The sequence below is a fragment of the Cupriavidus sp. 09_S30 genome (genome assembly GCF_056930435.1).
On sequence record NZ_JBXOWI010000001.1, the window covers coordinates 2,898,726 to 2,916,531 of the forward strand.

Below are 17,806 nucleotides of genomic sequence, written 5' to 3' on the forward strand. Positions count from 1 at the left end.
CTACTGAAAGGTTACGCCTCAATTTCTCGGGCACTCGCCCACTGCCTCAAGCTAAATCAATGAAAAAGAAGGACATTGAGATCATCGATGTCATGTCGCTGCGCGGCCCGAATATGTGGACATATCGGCCCGTGCTGGAGGCGTGGGTCGATATCGGGGAACTGGAGGACTTTCCGTCCAACACCATTCCGGGCTTCTACGAGCGGCTGTCGACCTGGCTGCCGACGCTGATCGAACACCGCTGCAGCATCGGCGAGCGCGGCGGCTTCCTGCAGCGGCTCAAGGAAGGCACCTGGCCTGGCCACATCCTCGAACACGTCACGCTCGAGCTGCAGAACCTGGCGGGCATGCCCGGCGGCTTTGGCAAGGCACGCGAGACGCCCGTGCGCGGGGTGTACAAAGTGATCGTGCGTGCCTGGCACGAAGAGGTGACGCGCGCGGCGCTGAATGCCGCACGCGACCTGGTCATGGCCGCCATCGAGGACCGCCCTTACGACGTGGACGCGGCGGTCGAGCATCTGCGCGGCCTGATCGACGAACATTGCCTGGGCCCCAGCACCGCCTGCATCGTCGATGCGGCGGACGATGTCAACATCCCTTCGGTGCGGCTTTCGGACGGCAACCTGGTCCAGCTCGGCTACGGCGCACGCCAGCGCCGCATCTGGACGGCCGAGACCGACCGCACCAGCGCCATCGGCGAGAGCATTTCACGCGACAAGGACCTGACCAAGAGCCTGCTGGAATCCTGCGGCGTGCCGGTGCCGGAAGGCCGCATGGTCGACGACGCCGACGATGCCTGGGAAGCCGCACAGGACATCGGCGTGCCGGTGGTGGTCAAGCCCTATGACGGCAATCACGGCCGTGGCGTGTTCACCAACCTGACCACGCAGGAAGACGTGCAGACCGCCTACGCGATCGCCATCGAGGAAGGCAATGGCGTCATCGTCGAGCGCTTCGTGCCGGGCAACGAACATCGCCTGCTGGTGGTCGGCGGCCGCGTGGTCGCCGCCGCGATGGGCGAGACCGCCAGCGTGGTGGGCGACGGCAAGTCGACCATCGAAGAGCTGATCGAGCTGCAGATCAATTCCGACCCGCGCCGCGGCAGCACCGAAGACCATCCGCTCAACCGCGTGCGCCTGGACTCGGCGGCCCGGCTCGAACTCAAGCGCCAGGGCCTGGAAGGCAGCTCGGTGCCGCCGGAAGGCAAGAGCGTGCTGGTCCAGCGCAACGGCAACGTCGCCTTCGACGTCACCGAGCGCGTCCACCCGAGCGTGGCCGCCCATGCTTCGCTGGCCGCCCGCATCGTGGGCCTGGACATCGCCGGCGTCGACCTGGTGGCCACGGACATCAGCCGCCCGCTGGCCGAACAGCGCGGCGCGATCGTCGAGGTGAATGCCGGCCCCGGCCTGCTGATGCACATCAAGCCGGCCGAGGGCGAACCCCGCCCGGTCGGCCGCGCCATTGTCGAGCACCTGTTCCCCGGCGTCGGCCAACCCGGTGGCGACGACGGCCGCATTCCCGTGGTGGGCATCACCGGCACCAACGGCAAGACGGTGGTGGCGAAGCTGGTGGCCCGCCTGCTGCAACTGGCGGGCAAGCACACGGGCCTGGCCTGCAGCGACGGCCTGTTCCTGGACCGCCGCCAGGTCGAGGGCGGCGACCGCGCCAACTGGGATGCCGCGCACCGCATCCTGATGAACCGCGCGGTCGAAGCCGCGGTGTTCGAGAACGACAGCGGCGCCATCCTTTCCGAAGGCCTGGCCTATGACCGCTGCCAGGTCGGCGTGGTCACCAACATCGACGAGCCCGACCATCTCGGCCAGTACTACGTCGAAGACCCGGACCGCATGTACAACGTGCTGCGCACCCAGGTCGACGTGGTGCTGCCAAGCGGCGCCGCCGTGCTCAACGCACGCGACCCGAAGGTGGTGGAGATGGCCGAACTGTGCGACGGCGAGGTGATCTTCTTCGGCCTCGCGCCCGACCTGCCCGCACTGGCCGCGCACCGCGCCGCCGGCAAGCGCGCGGTGTTCGTGCGCGACGGCAAGGTGGTGCTAGCGACCGGCGCCGCCGAGGCCCCGCTGGCCGATGTGTCTGCCATTCCGCTCACCTACGCGGGACGCGTGTCGTTCCAGATCGAGAACGTGCTGGCGGCGGTGGCCACCGGCTGGGCGCTGGGCATCTCGCACGACCTCATCCGTGCCGGCGTGGTGACCTTCGATGTGGGCCAGGTCGACGTTCCGGGCCGCTTTACGCTGTTCGAACGCAACGGTGCCATTGTGGTGGTCGACGACGCGCATAACGCGCCCGCGCTGGAAGCGCTGGCCGCGGCGCTGGACCGCTTCCCGACCGATCGCCGCATGGTGGTCTATGGCGCAGGCGCGCCGCGCCTCGACCAGGACCTGGTCAAGCAGGGCAAGGTGCTGGGCGCCGCCTTCGATCGCGTCTTCCTGTGCGAAGACCGCAGCATGGCCGGCGCGCAGCCCGACAGCGAGTCGCGCGCGCTGCTCAAGCAAGGCCTGTACGAAGGCCGCCGCGTCACCAAGATCATCGACGAAGGCACGCGCCGCGACGCCATCGACGCCGCGCTGGCGCAACTGGTGCCGGGCGATCTGCTGGTCCTGCAGTGCGACGAGGCCAGCACCGCCGCCACCGTGGATCACGTGCATCAGTGGATGGGCCAGCCGGCCCGCCGCGCTTGAACCCGGACCGGCAAGACACCGCGCCAAGAGGAAACTGATTTCATGGAAGTCTCACGCATCCGGGCCCTGCGCGGCCCCAACCTGTGGTGCCGTCATACCGCGATCGAGGCGATCGTGGCCTGCTCGGACCAATCGCACACGCTGGCCGACCTGCCGGGCTTCGAAGACCGCCTGCGCGCCCGCTTCCCGGACGTCGGCCCGCTGCGGCCCGACGACGAGGAAGGCATCGTCTCGCTGGCCCACGTGCTGGAAGTGGCGGCGCTGCGCCTGCAAGCCGCTGCCGGCTGCCCTGTCACCTTCAGCCGCACCGCGCCCACTGTCGAGCCTGGCACCTACCAGGTGGTCGTGCAATACAGCGAGGAAGAAGTCGGCCGGCTCGCCTTCGAACTGGCCGAAACCCTGTGCAAGGCCGCGCGCGACGACACGCCCTTCGATCTCGACGACGCCCTGCACCGCCTGCGCGAACTCGACGAGGACGTGCGCCTGGGGCCGAGCACCGGCTCCATCGTCTATGCGGGCGTGGCGCGCGGCATTCCCTACCGCCGCCTGACCCAAGGCAGCATGGTGCAGTTCGGCTGGGGCAGCAAGCAACGCCGCATCCAGGCCGCCGAGACCGACATGACCAGCGCGGTGGCCGAGTCGATCGCGCAGGACAAGGAGTTGACCAAGCGCCTGCTGCACGCCGCCGGCGTGCCGGTGCCGCTGGGCCGCTCGGTGCGCAGCGCCGAGCAAGCCTGGGCCGCCGCCCAGGAGATCAACGCTCCGGTGGTGGTGAAGCCGCGCGACGGCAACCAGGGCAAGGGCGTGGCAGTGCGCATCCGCACCCGCGAGGAAGTGCTGGCGGCCTACAAGGTGGCCGAGGACATCAGCTCGGACGTGATCGTCGAGCGCTACATCCCGGGCCATGACTTCCGCCTGCTGGTGGTCGGCAAGCATCTGGTGGCGGCGGCCCGGCGCGATCCGCCCCAGGTCACCGGCGACGGCGTGCACACCGTGCGCCAGCTGGTCGAGGAAGTGAACCGCGACCCGCGCCGCGGCGAGGGGCACGCCACCTCGCTGACCAAGATCCGCTTCGACGACATCGCGCTGGCCACGCTGGCCAAGCAGAACCTGAACGCCGACTCCGTGCCGCCCAAGGGCACGCGCGTGGTCCTGCGCAACAATGCCAACCTGTCCACCGGTGGCAGCGCCACCGACGTGACCGACGACGTGCACCCGGACATCGCCGCGCGTGCGGTGGCCGCGGCGCAGATGGTCGGCCTGGACATCTGCGGCGTCGACGCCGTCTGCGAGACCGTGCTCAAGCCCTTCGAGGAACAGGCCGGCGGCATCGTCGAGGTCAACGCCGCGCCCGGCCTGCGCATGCACCTGCAGCCGTCCTACGGCAAGGGCCGCGCGGTTGGCGAAGCCATCGTCTCCACCATGTTCGCCGACGGCGACGATGGCCGCATCCCGGTAGTGGCAGTGTCCGGCACCAATGGCAAGACCACCACGGTGCGCCTGATCACCCATTTGCTGGCCGCCAGCGGCCTGCGCATGGGCATGACCGGCACCGATGGCGTCTACATCCAGGGCGAGCGCATCGACACCGGCGACTGCAGCGGCCCGCGCAGCGCGCGCAGCGTGCTGCTGCACCCGGACGTCGACGCGGCCGTGTTCGAGACGGCGCGCGGCGGCCTGCTGCGCGAAGGCCTGGCCTTCGACCGCTGCGACGTGGCCGTGGTGACCAACGTCGGCGAGGGCGACCACCTTGGCCTGTCCTACATCAGCACGGTGGAAGACCTTGCCGTGCTCAAGAGCGTGATCGTGCAGAACGTGGCGCCGCATGGCATGGCAGTGCTGAACGCCGCCGACCCGATGGTGGTGCGCATGGCCGATGCCTGCCCCGGCGGCGTCACCTTCTTCGCGAGCGATCCCGAGCAGCCGGCCATGGCCACCCACCGCGCCCAGGGCAAGCGCGTGGTCTTCGTCGACGGGCAAGAGATCGTGGCGGCCGAGGGCGACAAGGAGATCCGCATCGCCTGCGCCGACATCCCGCTCACGCGCGGCGGCAGCATCGGCTTCCAGATCGAGAACGCCATGGCCTCGATCGCGGCCGCCTGGGCGCTCGGCGTCGACTGGAACATCGTCCGCGACGGCCTCAGAACCTTCGACAGCGACGCGCAGACGGCGCCCGGACGCTTCAATGTGTTCGACTACAAGGGCGCCACCCTGATCGCCGACTATGGCCACAACCCGGATGCCATCCAGGCGCTGTCCAACGCCGTAGAGACCATGCCGGCCAAGCGCCGCGTGGTGGTGATCAGCGGCGCCGGCGACCGGCGTGACGTGGACATCCGCCGGCAGACGCAGATCCTGGGTGGGGTGTTCGACGATGTCATCCTCTACCAGGACCAGTGCCAGCGTGGCCGCGAAGACGGCGAAGTGCTCGCCCTGCTGCGCGAGGGACTGGAAGGCGCCCAGCGCGCCAGCCACGTCGAGGAGATCCGCGGCGAGTACCTCGCCATCGATACCGGCCTGTCGCGCCTGCAGCCTGGCGACCTCTGCCTGATCCTGGTCGACCAGGTGGAGGAAGCGCTCGGCCACATCGCCAAGCGCATCGCCGAGGCGTGAGCGCACGCCTTGCGCCCATGCGCCCATGCGCATTAGGGCGCAACAGGGCGGGATAAGAACGGGCTGGCCGGCGGGCCAGCCCGTTTTTCATTGAAACGGCAGCTTGCCGCGCCTGCCGCCCCTACCGCCCCTGAGCGCCCTCCCCGGCCTCAATGCCGCCCCGGCAGGGATAGCCGCCGCTCCAGCGCGTGCTGCGCCGCCGCCAGCACCGTGCTGAGGACCCAGTAGATGGCCGCCACCGCCAGGTAGAGCGGCAGCGGCTGGTATGTGGCCGCGATCACCTCCTGCGCCGTGCGCAACAGTTCCGTGACGGTGATCACCGACACCAGCGAGGTATCCTTGATCAGGCTGATCAGGCTGTTGGACAGGCTTGGCACCGCCAGCCGCAGCGCCTGCGGGCCGACCACGAACCGCAGCGCCTGCAGCGGCGTGAAGCCCAGGCTATAGGCCGCCAGCCACTGGCCGCGCGCCACCCCCAGGATGGCGCCGCGCATGCTCTCCGACAGGTAGGCGCCCACGTTCAGGCTCAACGTCAGCACGCCAGCCGGCGTCGGCTCCAGCGCGATGCCGGCGCCAGGCAGGCCGTAGTACACCACGAAGATCTGCACCAGCAGCGGCGTGCCGCGCATGATGCTGACGTAGCCGCGCGCCAGCGCCTGCAGGCCGCGCTGGTGGCTGATGCCCATCAGCGCCACCACCATGCCCACCAGCAGGCCGAAGCCCATCGACCAGACGGCGAACTTCACCGTCAGCAGCACGCCCTGGAACAGCACGGGCAGGGAATCCAGCACCAGTTTCAGAGCGGGCATGGCGGCAGCGGGATAGCCGGCCGCGCCAGGCCGCGCAGGCCGGCGCGCGCCGCCTGCGCGCCTGCGCGGGCCGGGGAGTTGGCCTGCAGGGCAAAAAAGGGCCTACTTGGGCGGCTTCGTCACGTCGGTGCCGAACCACTTGGTCGACAGGTGGGACAGGGTGCCGTCCTTGCGCATGTCATTCAGCGCGCCATCGATAGCCTTGGCAAAGGCGGGATTGCCCTTGCGGAAGGGAATCGCCACTTCGGTGTTGGCGCCCGGCACCACGGCGCCGGGTCGCAGCGGCAGGTCGGTGGTCTTGACGAGGTAGGCGACCATCAGCCGGTCGTTGAGCGCGGCGTCGACGCGCTGCGCGGCAAGGTCGCGCAGGTATTCCGGCGCACCGGGATAGGTCTTGACGTCGATGCCGGGCACCGACTTGGCCAGCTCGTTGTAGTTGCTGCCAAGGCTCACGCCCAGCTTCAGCCCCTTCAGGTCCGCCAGCGAGCGGAACGCGCGCTTGTCATCCTTGCGCTGGATCAGCTGGGCGGCCGAATAGACGTAGGGCTTGGAGAAGTCCACCACCTCGCGCCGCGCCGGCGTGATCGCGACCTGGTTGACGATCACGTCGAACTTGCCCGCCTGCAGGCCCGCGATGATGCCGCTCCATTCGGTGGTGACGAACTCGGGCTTCACGCCGAGCTTGGCCGCGATCGCGCGCGCCACGTCCACGTCGAAGCCGTCGAGCTGGTTATCCGCCCCACGAAAGCCGAACGGTGGGTAAGTGCCCTCCAGTCCGATCCTCAGCACGCCGGCCTGTTTGACGCTGTCGAGCAGATCGGCGGCGCGGGCCGGCGTGCCGAGCACACCGGCCGCCAGCACCAGCATCGCCAGCATGAAGCGGATACCGCCCTTTTGAATCGTTCGCATAGGTCCTCCCGAAGTCGTTGCACGTTGGGATCGAATGCCCCGCTCACGCTGCCCCTCTTTGCCCCTTTGCCCTTCTGCCCTTCTGCCAAAGCGGCTTGCGAGTCGCGCGCCGCATGCCGGCCGATGCACTGGCGACCGGCATGCGAAGACAAGGTGGCTTCATTCTAGGATGCTCTGCTGCAGGATGCGACCCGGACGCCGCGCGGCACGCCCGCCGACCAGCATGCGCCGCTTCCAGACCAGCCGAGGAGGCGGCGGGAACACGCCGCGGGACGTCTTGCCCGCACGGCGACCGGCGCCGGTTCCCGCCCGCCATCCGGCACGTCGCGGCGATTTGACAGCCACGCAGGCCGTGCACCATCATCAGCAGACGCCCTCTGGTGCCTTTTTCATCATGTTCGCCCTGATCCTGCTTCTTCTCGTCCTCGTCAGCGCCTTCTTCTCGATCTCGGAAATCGCGTTGACGGCCTCGCGACGCACCAAGCTGCAGACGCTCTCCGAGCGTGGCGACAGCCGCGCGACCAAGATCATGCTGCTCAAGGAGGAGCCCGGCAACTTCTTCACCATCGTGCAGATCGGCGTGAACAGCGTGGCCATCCTGGCAGGTATCCTGGGCGAGAAGCACGTCTCCGACCTGGTCTTCGACGCGCTGTCGCCCTATATGGCGCCGGAGATCGCGCTGCGCGCCGCCAACATCGGCTCCTTCCTGATCGTCACGCTGCTGTTCATCCAGTTTGCCGACCTGATCCCCAAGCGCATCGCCATGACATTCCCCGAGGCCTGTGCACTGGTGGTGATCGAGCCGATGCTGACACTGATCAAGCTGCTGCGTCCGCTGGTCTACCTGTTCAATGCCGCGGCCGATGCCGCGCTGCGGCTGTTCGGCGTGCCCACCAAGCCGGTCGAGCAGATCACCTCGGAAGACATCGCCGCCATGGTGGACGCCGGGGCCGAGGCCGGCGTGCTGCACAAGCACGAGATCCACCTGATCGAGAACGTGTTCGAACTCGAACTCAAGAGCGTGACGGCCATCATGACGCCGCGCGAAGAGGTGGTCTACCTGGAGCTGGACGAAGCCACCGAGAGCGTGCGCCGCAAGCTGGTCACCCAGCCGCACGCGCAGTACCCCGTGTGCGGCAGCAACCTTGACGACCTGGTCGGCTACATCGACTCCAAGGACATCATGCAGCGCCTGCTGTCCGACGAAGCCACGCCGCTGGGCAATATCGCCAAGAGCCATGACAAGAACGTGCTGGTGATCCCCGACACCCTGACCCTGTCTGAGGCGCTCACGCGCTTTCGCGAGATGCACCAGGGCTTCGCCGTGGTGATGAACGAGTACGGGCTGGTGGTGGGCGTCGTCACCCTCGACGACATCGTCGGCGCGCTGATGGGCAATATCCTCTATTCCAGCGAGGACGAGCAGATCGTGCGCCGCGACGACAACTCCTGGCTGGTGGACGGCCTGACGCCGCTGGTCGACCTGAAGAAGGCGCTGGACCTGGAAACACTGCCGGGCGAGGACTACGTCGACACGGCAGGCGGCCTGGTGATCTACACCCTCAAGCGCATCCCGAAGAAATCCGAGTTCATCGAGGTGGAAGGCTACCGCCTCGAAGTGGTCGACATCGACCACCACAAGATCGACCAGTTGCTGGTCTCGCGGCTGCCGCAGGCCGCGCTCACCGGCGAGTAGGACGGGGCCGGGCCGGCGGCCAGGGACCGATCGGCTGCTACGCGCGCCGCGTCAGCTCAGGCACGCCGCGTTCACCACCCCCGCCGCCAGCGAGATCACGCCCATCAGCAGCCCCATGCCGCGGTTGTCCTCGGAGATGGCCGCGCTCACATTGCGCAGTGCCGCGGCGACGGCCAGGTAGGTCAGGACCTGCACCGCAAACGCCCCAAGCGCCCACAGCAAGAACATGCTGAAGGAAGCATTGTGCTGGATGCTCGACGACAGGGTGAGCGAGAAGCCCAGCACCGCGCCGCCGAGCGACAGTGCGGCGGCGACGTTGCCCGCGCGGATCAGCTGGAATTCGCGGTGCGGCGTCACGCGCGTGTAGACCAGCAGGAACAGCCCCAGCAGAGCGAAGCTGGAGACGACGTAGATCAGGTAGGCAAGTGCCGGGTGCATGGAGCTGAGCATGGGAATCGACAGGTCACTGTGATCGGGATGAGATGGGCAAGGCCAGCGCGATGAGCCGGCGGACGGCAGGCAAGCGCCATCAGCCGCCGCCGGACCGGCCGGAGCCGCCGCCAAAGCGGCTGGCAAAGCCGCCGCGCGAAACCACCGGCGCCCGTGTGGCGGCCGCTGTGCGCATCGACAGCCCCATGGAACGCCCGCGCCCCAGCGCGCTGCGGCGCACCGTGGCCTCCTCCACCATGGCGGCGCGCGGCGTGGCGCCGGCCCAGCCGCCCGGCGACATCCGGCCATCGCCGTCATACGCCAGCATCGGCCGCGCGGGCGCGGCGGACATGTCGCGCCGAGTCTGCGTGCCATCCGCATGGTAGACGGTGCCGCTTTCGGTGTAGTACGGGCCGTACCAGCGTGGGAAGTAGGCGTGCGAGCCGCCGCCCGACGCCGTGCCGCCGCCGGCGGCGCGCGCCTCGCTGGCGGGCGCGTCGAGCGCGCTGCTGTCGACGCTGCGCGCGCTCTCGAGCGGCACGCTCTCGCAGTCGTTGCTCGTTTCCCAGTCAGCCTCGCAATCGGCCAGCGAGGCGTAGCTGGCGCGCCGCACCGTGACGCCGGGATCGTCGTCGGCATCGTCGCTGCACGAGCCCAGCGCCGCCACGCCGGCCACCACGGCGCAAGCGCCGATGATCCACAACGCCGGCGACCCCTGCTTGCCCTGGCCCGCGCCGGCTGAATAGACCGGCCGCGCACGTGCCGGCCCGGTGGCACCGCTCGGCTTGGGCTGGTAAGGGCTGTCGTACTTCGACGGCTGGCGTCCGCCCTTCTTCTTTGTGGCCATTTACCCTACCCGTGAAGGAAATAATGTGGAACGAAGAAACTGGTGTTCTTGGCGATAGGACCCGACTCCTCGCGCACGCACAGGCCGCAGGGCGCGTCGTCCACGATCCACACACCGAGCGTGGTGAAGCGGCCGTCGAACTGCCGCGCCGGCGCGTAGGCCTGGTAGATGAAGCCTTCGGCGCCATACTCGCCAGGGTTGTCCACGCGGCCCGCCGGTGTCACCAGCGTCACGCTCTCGCCCTCGCGCGACAGGAAGGGCTTTTTCGCATGCGGCCGGCCCGCGAAGGCGCCGCCGTCGAAGGCGGCCTCCAGCAGGTTGGGATGCCCGGGAAACAACTCCCACAGGATCGGCAGGATGGCCTTGTTGGACAGCACGGCCTTCCACGGCGGCTCGACCCAGCGCACCGGGCTGCCCAGCAACTCGCCGCGATAGTCGGAGGTGGCCATCCACTCCCAGGGATACAGCTTGAACACGACTTCCATCGGCTCGTCGTCGGCGTCGTAGAAGCCGCCGCGCCCATCGGAGCCGATCTCCTGCAGGTCCACCAGCTTGACCGACCAGCCAGCCTGCAGCGCGGTGTCCATCAGGTACTCCACATTGCAGATGTCTTCCTGGCTGTCGAACATGCACGCGAAGTGCAGCAGGCGGGCGTTGCGATAGTGATCGCGCAGCCATCGCCAGCGCGCCACCAAGGATTCGTGCAGGCTGTTGAACTGGTCCGCCTGCGGCTGCACCGCCGCCTTCCAGTACCACTGCGCGATGCTGGATTCGATCAGCGAGGTGGGCGTGTCCGCGTTGAACTCGTACATCTTCGGCACGCCGTCCGCATCCAGCGTCATGTCGAAGCGGCCGAACAGCGTCGGCTCATCGCGGTCCCAGGAAACGCGGACCAGTTGCGCCAGATCCGCGGGAATCGCCATGCGCGCGAACAGGTCGTGGTCGATCACATGCTGCACGGCCTCCAGGCAGCGCTGGTTCAGGTCCAGCGCGGCGGCATAGAGCGTCTCGACCTCCGCGGCAGTGAACGCGTAGGCCACGTCCTCGCGCCAATAAAAGAAGGTGTGGTCGTCCACCTTGCGGGGCACGTTGAATTCGTCCAGCGAATGGAAGTGGAAGCCGATGCGCTCCAGTTCGCTGGGCCAGTCCTGGCGGGGTGTCTGGGGAATGCGCTTCATGCGCAGTGCTCCATATGCAAGGAGGGGGCGGACCTGTCGCACGCGCCATCCAGCAGGAAATCGCCGAATGCCAGGCACGGCCGGCCCGCTTGCGGCAGCCAGTCGGTGAAATGCGCGCCGAGCGGGGCCCACCAGTGGGCGGCGGCGTCCAGCAACAGGTGGAAATCCACCGCATCGGATTCGACCACCCCGCGCCCCGGATTGGCCAGCACCCACTGCATGCCCGCCACCAGGCTCGATGCGACCTGCAGGCTGGTCGCCGTGTTGTAGGGCGCCAGCGCGCGGGCGTGCCGCGCGCTGAGCCGCGAGCCGTACCAGACGTGGCCATGGCGGCCGCTCATCAGCAGCACGCCCAGCTCGTCCTCGCCGTCCTGGATCTCCTCGCGCAGGATGCGGTGCCCATGCACGCGCGCTGCGCTGCGGTCGTCCAGCCATTGCATTGAGGCGCAGGTGGCATCGCTCGGACGATAAGCATAGTAGACCGTCGGCCGGTAAGGCGAATGGCCTGGCGCCTCGCAGGTGAGAAACTCGGCGATCGAGATGGACTCGTTGTGCGTGATCAGGAAAGCGTCGAACGGACCGTGCACCGGCGACCACGAGCGCACGCGCGTGCGGTGGCCGGGGCGATCCAGCCCGATGGCGGCGGCTCCCTGGCGATAGCCGCCCGGCGGCAGCTCGCGCTCGTGGCTGCCCCAGCCCAGCTCGGCGTCCTGCAGACATTCGGTGATGAAGCCCTCGGCAGACCATGTATTGGCGAACTCGCCCGCCAAGGGGAAGCCGGGCGCGGCCTGGGAATCGTACTCGGCCACCTGGATCACCCGCACGTCCAGCGCCCGCGCCAGCGAGGCCCAGCCGGCGCGCGTCGCTGGCGCGGCCGTGGGCAAGCCGCACTGCCCTGCCAGTTCGAGCAGCGCCGCCTTGACCAGCCCGGAAACCAGCCCGGGATTGGCGCCATGCGCCACCAGCGCGGTGGGCAACGTTTCGCGGCCACGCGCGAATGCGAGCATCTGCTGCCGCAGCGCGTAATTGGTCAGTGGCGACCCGGTCAGCGGCGACTCGGCCAGCGGCGCCTGCGGCTGGCCTGGCGCATAGTCCCACGGCTCGATGCCGGTATCGAGATAGCAAGCGCCGCGCGCTTGCGCCAGGGCAATCAGGTCGCGGCTGCACACGGCCGGCGCCAGGTTCAAGAGGCAGGCCTGCGGCCCGAGCAGCGGCCCGAGCACGGCGGCGTAGTTCGCCGGCGTGATGGTCGCCTCGACCGCTTGCAGACGGTGGCGGACCACCAGTTCCCGGCGCGGCGCATCCAGGTCCTTCTCGATGACCAGGATGCGCGCGTCCGGGTAGGCCCGCTCCAGCAAGGGCAGCACGGCCTGGCCGACGCAGCCGAAGCCGACCATGACGATGGTGTCGACCGTCACGCTGCAGCCTCGCATGCCTGGTTGCGTTTCATTGCATCGAGCCCGGCACTACGACGCCGGGCGCATAAGCGGTCTTGCTTCATCGTCAGGAAAGCGCTTCTTCTTATCGTCAGCGATCGCGCCAGGCGCCTGTCGCAGGCCTGGAATCGCCACGGGCTTTTAAAAAAAGCCGATGTTATCACGCAATAAAATCCGCCCGGATCATGAAAAATCGATGTTATCCCGCAGCAAAATCCGCGCGGATCATGACGGATTACAGTTTGCCTGGATCGCGTGAAGCAGCAATGGATTGCACCCTTGCCGAGCGAGCGAAAATGGCTATCGATGCCGCATGCCTGTCCGCCGAGGAAATGACTCGCTGGCAGGCGAACGGGTAGCGGACGATAGCGAAGCGGGCGGCCGGAAGCGCCGCCGGCATGCCAGGAGCGGCATGTGCGCGACCGCGCCGCGTGCTCGCCTATCGATGGCAATGCCGGTGCTGCCAATGCCTCCGATACCGCGAATCTCCCCGCCTATGTGGATCGGGGATGCCAGGCGCAAGCGCTCCGCATGCATTGAATAAACAGGCTTGCCTTTATGGAATTCGCCAAGCACTGCAGGCCGCAATCGGCTTGATAAGCTTGATAAGAGATACCGCCCTGCTGCATGGCGAGGAGGACGCTGTGATAGCGACCGGCCGGCGCGCTACGCATTGGCAACAAAGCCTATCGAATCTGGATGCGCCTCACCGATGCGAAGCCCGCCGCGCCAGCCAACGACGCGGGGGCCGCCTGACGAGGGAATCGCTGCTTGTGGGCTGCTTGCGCGCCCTGCTTGTGCGCCCTGCTTGTGCGCCCTGCTTGTGCGCTGAGGGAGTTTCGGGCGCCCCGATCGGGGCTCGATGGTGCTGCCGCGACGCCCCAAAAGAAAAACCCCGTAAGCCGTTAAGCTTACGGGGTTCTCTTCTACTACTGGCGGAGAGGGAGGGATTCGAACCCTCGGTACGCTTGCACGTACGCCTGATTTCGAGTCAGGTACAATCGACCACTCTGCCACCTCTCCTGAAACTTGGGCGCATGCGGCGAAGAACAAGATTATAGCGATACTCTCCGCTTCACCGCAAGCCCCCTTGGCAGAAAATTTCAGGCCTCGGGTTCCAGGCGCTCGATGCCACCCATATAGGGGCGCAGCGCGGCCGGCACGGTGACGGAGCCGTCGGCGTTCTGGTAGTTCTCCAGGATGGCCACCAGGGTACGGCCGACTGCCAGGCCCGAACCATTCAGCGTGTGCACCAGCTCGGGCTTGCCCTGCGCATTGCGCGTGCGCGCCTGCATGCGGCGGGCCTGGAAATCACCCATGTTCGAGCAGGAGCTGATCTCGCGATAGGTGTTCTGCGCGGGGATCCACACTTCGAGGTCGTAGGTCTTGGTGCTGCCGAAGCCCATGTCGCCGGTGCACAGCACGACGGTGCGGAACGGCAGTTCCAGCTTCTTCAGGATGGCCTCGGCGTGGCCGACGAGCTGCTCCAGCGCGTCGAAGGAGTGCTCGGCCGGCACGATCTGCACCAGTTCCACCTTGTCGAACTGGTGCTGGCGGATCATGCCGCGCGTGTCCTTGCCGTAGGAACCGGCTTCCGAGCGGAAGCACGGCGTATGGGCAACGAAGCGCAGCGGCAGCTTGTCGGCCGCGACGATGGCGTCGCGCATGATGTTGGTCAGCGGCACCTCGGCGGTCGGGACCAGGTAGAAGTTCTCGATGCGCTCGCCGCCCTCCTCGGTCTCGCCGCCGACCTTGCGCGGCACCTTGAAGAGGTCTTCCTCGAACTTGGGCAGCTGGCCGGTGCCGCGCATCGACGCGGCGTTGACGATGTAGGGCACGTACGTCTCGGTGTAGCCGTGCTCGAGGGTATGGGTATCGAGCATCAGCTGGGCCAGCGCGCGGTGCAGGCGCGCCACGCCGCCGCGCAGCATGGTGAAGCGCGAGCCGGTGACCTTGACCGCGGTGTCGAAGTCCAGGCCGAGACGCGCGCCTACGTCGACGTGGTCCTTGACCTCGAAATCGAAGCTGCGCGGCGTGCCGACGCGGCGCACTTCCACGTTGCCGTTCTCGTCGTTGCCGACCGGCACGCTCTCGTGCGGCAGGTTGGGGATCGACAGCATCAGTTCCGACAAGTGGGCCTGGATCTCCTCGAGGCGCGCGGCCGATGCCTTGAGCGTGTCGCCGATGCCGCCGACCTCGGCCATCACCGCGCTGGTGTCCTCGCCCTTGCCCTTGAGCATGCCGATCTGCTTGGAGAGGCTGTTGCGCCGCGCCTGCAGTTCCTCGGTCTGGGTCTGCAGTTGCTTGCGCTCGGCTTCGAGGGCCTGGAAGGCGGCTACGTCGAGTTGGAAGCCGCGCGTGGCGAGGCGCTGGGCCACGGCGTCGATGTCTTTGCGGAACAGCTGGATGTCGAGCATGTTGCGGAAAATGGGGAAGTGCGGAGCCGGCGACATGCCGGCGGACCCGCTATTTTACTTCAGCGGCGGCCCCAGCCTGGCTGAACCTGCGGGGTCGCGGTGCTGCTCAATGGCCGGACTTGTCCCCCGGGTCGGTCCCGGAAGCCTTGGCGGACGGCTCCGCCCTCTCGGCCTTCCCTGCGCCCTCGGCTTTCTGCCGCCGGTGCCAGGCGGCATCGAGATCGCGCAGGTGGCGCAGCTTGTCGCCGATCTTGCCCTCCAGCCCGCGCGGCGTCGGCTGGTACCAGCCCTGCGGCCGCAGGTCGTCGGGAAAGTAGTGCTCGCCGGCGGCATAGGCCTCCGGCTCGTCGTGCGCATAGCGATAGGCGTGGCCGTAACCCAGCTCCTTCATCAAGCGGGTCGGCGCATTGCGCAGGTGCACCGGCACCGGGCGCGACTTGTCCTTCGAGACGAAGGCACGCGCCGCGTTGTAGGCGTTGTAGCCGGCATTCGACTTGGGTGCCACGGCCAGGTAGACGAGCGCCTGCGCCAGCGCCAGCTCGCCCTCGGGCGAGCCGAGGCGCTCGTAGGTTTCGGCGGCGTCGAGCGTGATGCGCGCCGCGCGCGGATCGGCCAGGCCGATGTCTTCCCACGCCATGCGCACGATGCGGCGGGCCAGGTAGCGCGCGTCCGCGCCGCCGTCGATCATGCGGCAGAACCAATACAGCGCGGCGTCTGGATCCGAGCCGCGCACGGACTTGTGCAGCGCGCTGATCTGGTCATAGAAGGCGTCGCCGCCCTTGTCGAAGCGGCGCAGGTTCTCCGACAGCGCGCTGCCCAGCAGCGCCGTGTCGATCTTGTCCTGGCCCGCGCTGCGCGCCGCGCGCGAGACGATCTCGATATTGTTGAGCAGCTTGCGCCCGTCGCCGTCGGCGGAGGCCACGATCAGCTTGAGCGCCTCGTCGTCCCAGCGCAGGCCGCCGAGCTCCTCGCTGGCGCGCCCTGCCAGCTGCGCCAGCTCGGCCTCGTCCAGGCTCTTGAGCACGTAGACGGCCGCGCGCGACAGCAGCGCGCCGTTGACTTCGAAGGACGGGTTCTCGGTGGTGGCGCCGATGAAGGTGAACAGGCCGCTTTCCACGTGCGGCAGGAAGGCGTCCTGCTGGCTCTTGTTGAAGCGGTGCACCTCGTCGACGAAGACCAGGGTGCGGCGCCCATGGGCGCGGTACTGCTCGGCGCGCTCGACGGCCTCGCGGATGTCCTTGACGCCGGACAGCACCGCCGACAGCGCGATGAACTCCGCATCGAAGGCATCGGCCATCAGCCTGGCCAGCGTGGTCTTGCCCACGCCGGGCGGCCCCCACAGGATCATCGAATGCGGCTCGCCCGAGGCGAAGGCCACGCGCAGCGGCTTGCCCGGCCCGAGCAGGTGCTGCTGGCCGATGACTTCGTCGATATTGCGCGGGCGCAGCCGCTCGGCAAGCGGCTGGCTGGAGCGGTCGGGGGGTTCGGAAAACAGCGTGTCCGCCACGGTTGTCATGCCTTCTCTATCAGGGCGCGCGCCGGCAGGCGGCGCGCGGCCCCACAGTGTAGACCATCCGGGCAGGCACTTCGTCTAGCGGGCCCCGCCGCTGGCCTCGAATGCGTCGAGAATGGCCGCGCCAGACTTGCCCACGCGGGTGCGCCAGGCCGACACCGCGCTGGCGCCCGCCGCGCGCAGCGCCTCGCGCACGGCGGGCGCCGCCTCGCCGCGCACGGTCACGCCGTTTTCCATCATGTGCGCCGCATTCTCGGCGATGCGCGTGGACAGGCGTGCCCACTGGCGCTGCTCGGTCGCCTGCGCGGCGGCGTCGACCGCCTCGCGCTGCGCGGGCGTCAGCCCGGCGTAGGCCGCATTGCTGACCGTGGTGAACGACAGCGGCATGGCGTAATCGATGGCGGTGAAGTTCGGCAGGAACGTCCACAGCTTGCGTCCGGCACCGCCATCGCCCGAGGACAAGGCGGCATTGACCGAGCCGTCGCGCAAGCGCGGCATCGCATCGGAGAACGACAGGTCGATCGCGTGCGCGCCGGCGGCGCGCATCACTTCGGTCGAAGTCTCGTCATAGGTGCGCACGGTCATGGCGCGCAGGTCGTCCAGCCTGGCCAGCGGCACGCGCGACCACAGGCCGGTAGGCGGCCAGGGCGTGATATAGAGCAGACGCTGCCCCTGTGCGGCAAAAGCGCGCACGTAGTCGGCGCGCGCCAGCTCGGCCAGCCGGCGCGCCGACTCCAGCGACGTGGCGACGAAGGGCAAGGAGGACAGCAGGAAGATCGGATCGATCTCGCCCAGCGCGCCCGCGAATGCGTCGCCGCCCTCGACTCTCCCTTCCCGGACCGCGGCCGGCATCTGCGCCGACTTGATGCCGGCACCGGCGTCATAGGAAGGCGACACCACCAGCGTGCCGCCGGAGCGTGCCTTGACCTCCTCGGCAAAGGTCGACAGGCCCTCGCCGGGCATCGCGCTGGCCGGATATTCCGTAGCCATGCGCCAGGTCACTGGTGCAGTTGCGGGCGCGGCTGCGGCTGCGGATGCGGATGCCGGCGCGGACGCAGGCTGCTCCCGCGCCGGCGCCGCATTGCCGAGCGAAGCGAACGCGGCGATCAGCAGGCCCTGCAGCAGGCGGCGCCGCTGCGCGTGCACGGCCGGGCGCGTGGTGGGGCGATTCATCTTGACATCCTGGAGATTGAACGGGAACACCGGTCCGGCCTGGTTCGGAGATAAGGGCGGGGACGCCCCGCATTATATGGACTG

Annotated in this window: 13 protein-coding genes and 1 tRNA gene; 4 read left to right on the plus strand and 10 right to left on the minus strand. The window is 68.3% G+C overall.

The features are described 5' to 3' along the window. Positions 1 to 59 precede the first annotated feature (59 nt). Both cphA (AC1Z3O_RS13725) and cphA (AC1Z3O_RS13730) read left to right on the plus strand, forming a co-directional pair. On the plus strand, positions 60 to 2,702 hold the full coding sequence (gene cphA, locus AC1Z3O_RS13725; RefSeq protein WP_483516263.1) for a cyanophycin synthetase: 2,643 nt from the start codon (positions 60 to 62) through the stop codon (positions 2,700 to 2,702). 42 nt (positions 2,703 to 2,744) lie between these two features. Further along, positions 2,745 to 5,315 (plus strand): cyanophycin synthetase, encoded by a 2,571-nt coding sequence (cphA, locus tag AC1Z3O_RS13730; RefSeq protein ID WP_483516264.1) that lies wholly within the window; start codon positions 2,745 to 2,747, stop codon positions 5,313 to 5,315. 149 nt (positions 5,316 to 5,464) lie between these two features. On the opposite strand, the gene AC1Z3O_RS13735 is transcribed toward cphA (AC1Z3O_RS13730), so the two are convergent. Continuing rightward, the gene (locus AC1Z3O_RS13735) at positions 5,465 to 6,124 is read right to left on the minus strand and encodes an amino acid ABC transporter permease (protein WP_483516265.1); all 660 of its coding nucleotides are present in this window, start codon (positions 6,122 to 6,124) and stop codon (positions 5,465 to 5,467) included. A gap of 102 nt (positions 6,125 to 6,226) precedes the next feature. Continuing rightward, positions 6,227 to 7,033, minus strand: a complete 807-nt coding sequence (locus AC1Z3O_RS13740; protein ID WP_483516266.1) for a transporter substrate-binding domain-containing protein — start codon at positions 7,031 to 7,033, stop codon at positions 6,227 to 6,229. Between the two features lie 394 nt (positions 7,034 to 7,427). On the opposite strand from AC1Z3O_RS13740, the gene paeA reads away from it, so the two are divergent. Next, positions 7,428 to 8,729, plus strand: coding sequence for a polyamine export protein PaeA (paeA, locus tag AC1Z3O_RS13745; RefSeq protein WP_483516267.1), 1,302 nt, complete (start codon positions 7,428 to 7,430; stop codon positions 8,727 to 8,729). A 51-nt stretch (positions 8,730 to 8,780) separates the two neighbouring features. Here paeA and AC1Z3O_RS13750 read toward each other — a convergent pair whose 3' ends face one another. The 4 genes from AC1Z3O_RS13750 to AC1Z3O_RS13765 all read right to left on the minus strand — a co-directional run bounded on the left by AC1Z3O_RS13750 (position 8,781) and on the right by AC1Z3O_RS13765 (position 12,616). After that, on the minus strand, positions 8,781 to 9,179 hold the full coding sequence (locus AC1Z3O_RS13750; RefSeq protein WP_483516268.1) for a DUF350 domain-containing protein: 399 nt from the start codon (positions 9,177 to 9,179) through the stop codon (positions 8,781 to 8,783). 79 nt (positions 9,180 to 9,258) lie between these two features. Further along, positions 9,259 to 10,005 (minus strand): hypothetical protein, encoded by a 747-nt coding sequence (locus AC1Z3O_RS13755; RefSeq protein WP_483516269.1) that lies wholly within the window; start codon positions 10,003 to 10,005, stop codon positions 9,259 to 9,261. A 5-nt stretch (positions 10,006 to 10,010) separates the two neighbouring features. Continuing rightward, positions 10,011 to 11,183 carry a glutathionylspermidine synthase family protein gene (locus AC1Z3O_RS13760; RefSeq protein WP_483516270.1) on the minus strand — a complete coding sequence of 391 codons (1,173 nt, stop codon included), beginning with the start codon at positions 11,181 to 11,183 and terminating at the stop codon, positions 10,011 to 10,013. Continuing rightward, positions 11,180 to 12,616 carry a saccharopine dehydrogenase NADP-binding domain-containing protein gene (locus tag AC1Z3O_RS13765; protein WP_483516271.1) on the minus strand — a complete coding sequence of 479 codons (1,437 nt, stop codon included), beginning with the start codon at positions 12,614 to 12,616 and terminating at the stop codon, positions 11,180 to 11,182. Before AC1Z3O_RS13765 ends, AC1Z3O_RS13760 begins: the two co-directional genes overlap by 4 nt. 59 nt (positions 12,617 to 12,675) lie before the next feature. Here AC1Z3O_RS13765 and AC1Z3O_RS13770 point away from each other — a divergent pair, with 59 nt between their 5' ends. Continuing rightward, positions 12,676 to 12,978, plus strand: coding sequence for a hypothetical protein (locus AC1Z3O_RS13770; protein ID WP_483516272.1), 303 nt, complete (start codon positions 12,676 to 12,678; stop codon positions 12,976 to 12,978). A gap of 574 nt (positions 12,979 to 13,552) precedes the next feature. Here AC1Z3O_RS13770 and AC1Z3O_RS13775 read toward each other — a convergent pair. The 4 genes from AC1Z3O_RS13775 to AC1Z3O_RS13790 form a co-directional block, all read right to left on the minus strand. Further along, positions 13,553 to 13,642 (minus strand) — tRNA-Ser (locus tag AC1Z3O_RS13775). A gap of 80 nt (positions 13,643 to 13,722) precedes the next feature. Continuing rightward, complete coding sequence (serS, locus tag AC1Z3O_RS13780; protein WP_483516273.1) at positions 13,723 to 15,036, minus strand: serine--tRNA ligase; 1,314 nt, start codon at positions 15,034 to 15,036, stop codon at positions 13,723 to 13,725. A gap of 106 nt (positions 15,037 to 15,142) precedes the next feature. Further along, positions 15,143 to 16,552 carry a replication-associated recombination protein A gene (locus AC1Z3O_RS13785; protein WP_483516274.1) on the minus strand — a complete coding sequence of 470 codons (1,410 nt, stop codon included), beginning with the start codon at positions 16,550 to 16,552 and terminating at the stop codon, positions 15,143 to 15,145. A gap of 75 nt (positions 16,553 to 16,627) precedes the next feature. Next, positions 16,628 to 17,722, minus strand: a complete 1,095-nt coding sequence (locus tag AC1Z3O_RS13790) for a TRAP transporter substrate-binding protein (RefSeq protein WP_483516275.1) — start codon at positions 17,720 to 17,722, stop codon at positions 16,628 to 16,630. Positions 17,723 to 17,806 lie beyond the last annotated feature (84 nt).

Coding starts and splice junctions, on each gene's coding strand:
- paeA (WP_483516267.1), top strand. CDS start 7,428: ATGTTCGCCCTGATCCTGCTTCTTCTCGTCCTCGTCAGCGCCTTCTTC.
- cphA (WP_483516264.1), top strand. CDS start 2,745: ATGGAAGTCTCACGCATCCGGGCCCTGCGCGGCCCCAACCTGTGGTGC.
- AC1Z3O_RS13785 (WP_483516274.1), bottom strand. CDS start 16,552: ATGACAACCGTGGCGGACACGCTGTTTTCCGAACCCCCCGACCGCTCC.
- AC1Z3O_RS13750 (WP_483516268.1), bottom strand. CDS start 9,179: ATGCTCAGCTCCATGCACCCGGCACTTGCCTACCTGATCTACGTCGTC.
- AC1Z3O_RS13735 (WP_483516265.1), bottom strand. CDS start 6,124: ATGCCCGCTCTGAAACTGGTGCTGGATTCCCTGCCCGTGCTGTTCCAG.
- AC1Z3O_RS13790 (WP_483516275.1), bottom strand. CDS start 17,722: ATGAATCGCCCCACCACGCGCCCGGCCGTGCACGCGCAGCGGCGCCGC.
- AC1Z3O_RS13765 (WP_483516271.1), bottom strand. CDS start 12,616: ATGCGAGGCTGCAGCGTGACGGTCGACACCATCGTCATGGTCGGCTTC.
- serS (WP_483516273.1), bottom strand. CDS start 15,036: ATGCTCGACATCCAGCTGTTCCGCAAAGACATCGACGCCGTGGCCCAG.
- AC1Z3O_RS13755 (WP_483516269.1), bottom strand. CDS start 10,005: ATGGCCACAAAGAAGAAGGGCGGACGCCAGCCGTCGAAGTACGACAGC.
- cphA (WP_483516263.1), top strand. CDS start 60: ATGAAAAAGAAGGACATTGAGATCATCGATGTCATGTCGCTGCGCGGC.
- AC1Z3O_RS13740 (WP_483516266.1), bottom strand. CDS start 7,033: ATGCGAACGATTCAAAAGGGCGGTATCCGCTTCATGCTGGCGATGCTG.
- AC1Z3O_RS13760 (WP_483516270.1), bottom strand. CDS start 11,183: ATGAAGCGCATTCCCCAGACACCCCGCCAGGACTGGCCCAGCGAACTG.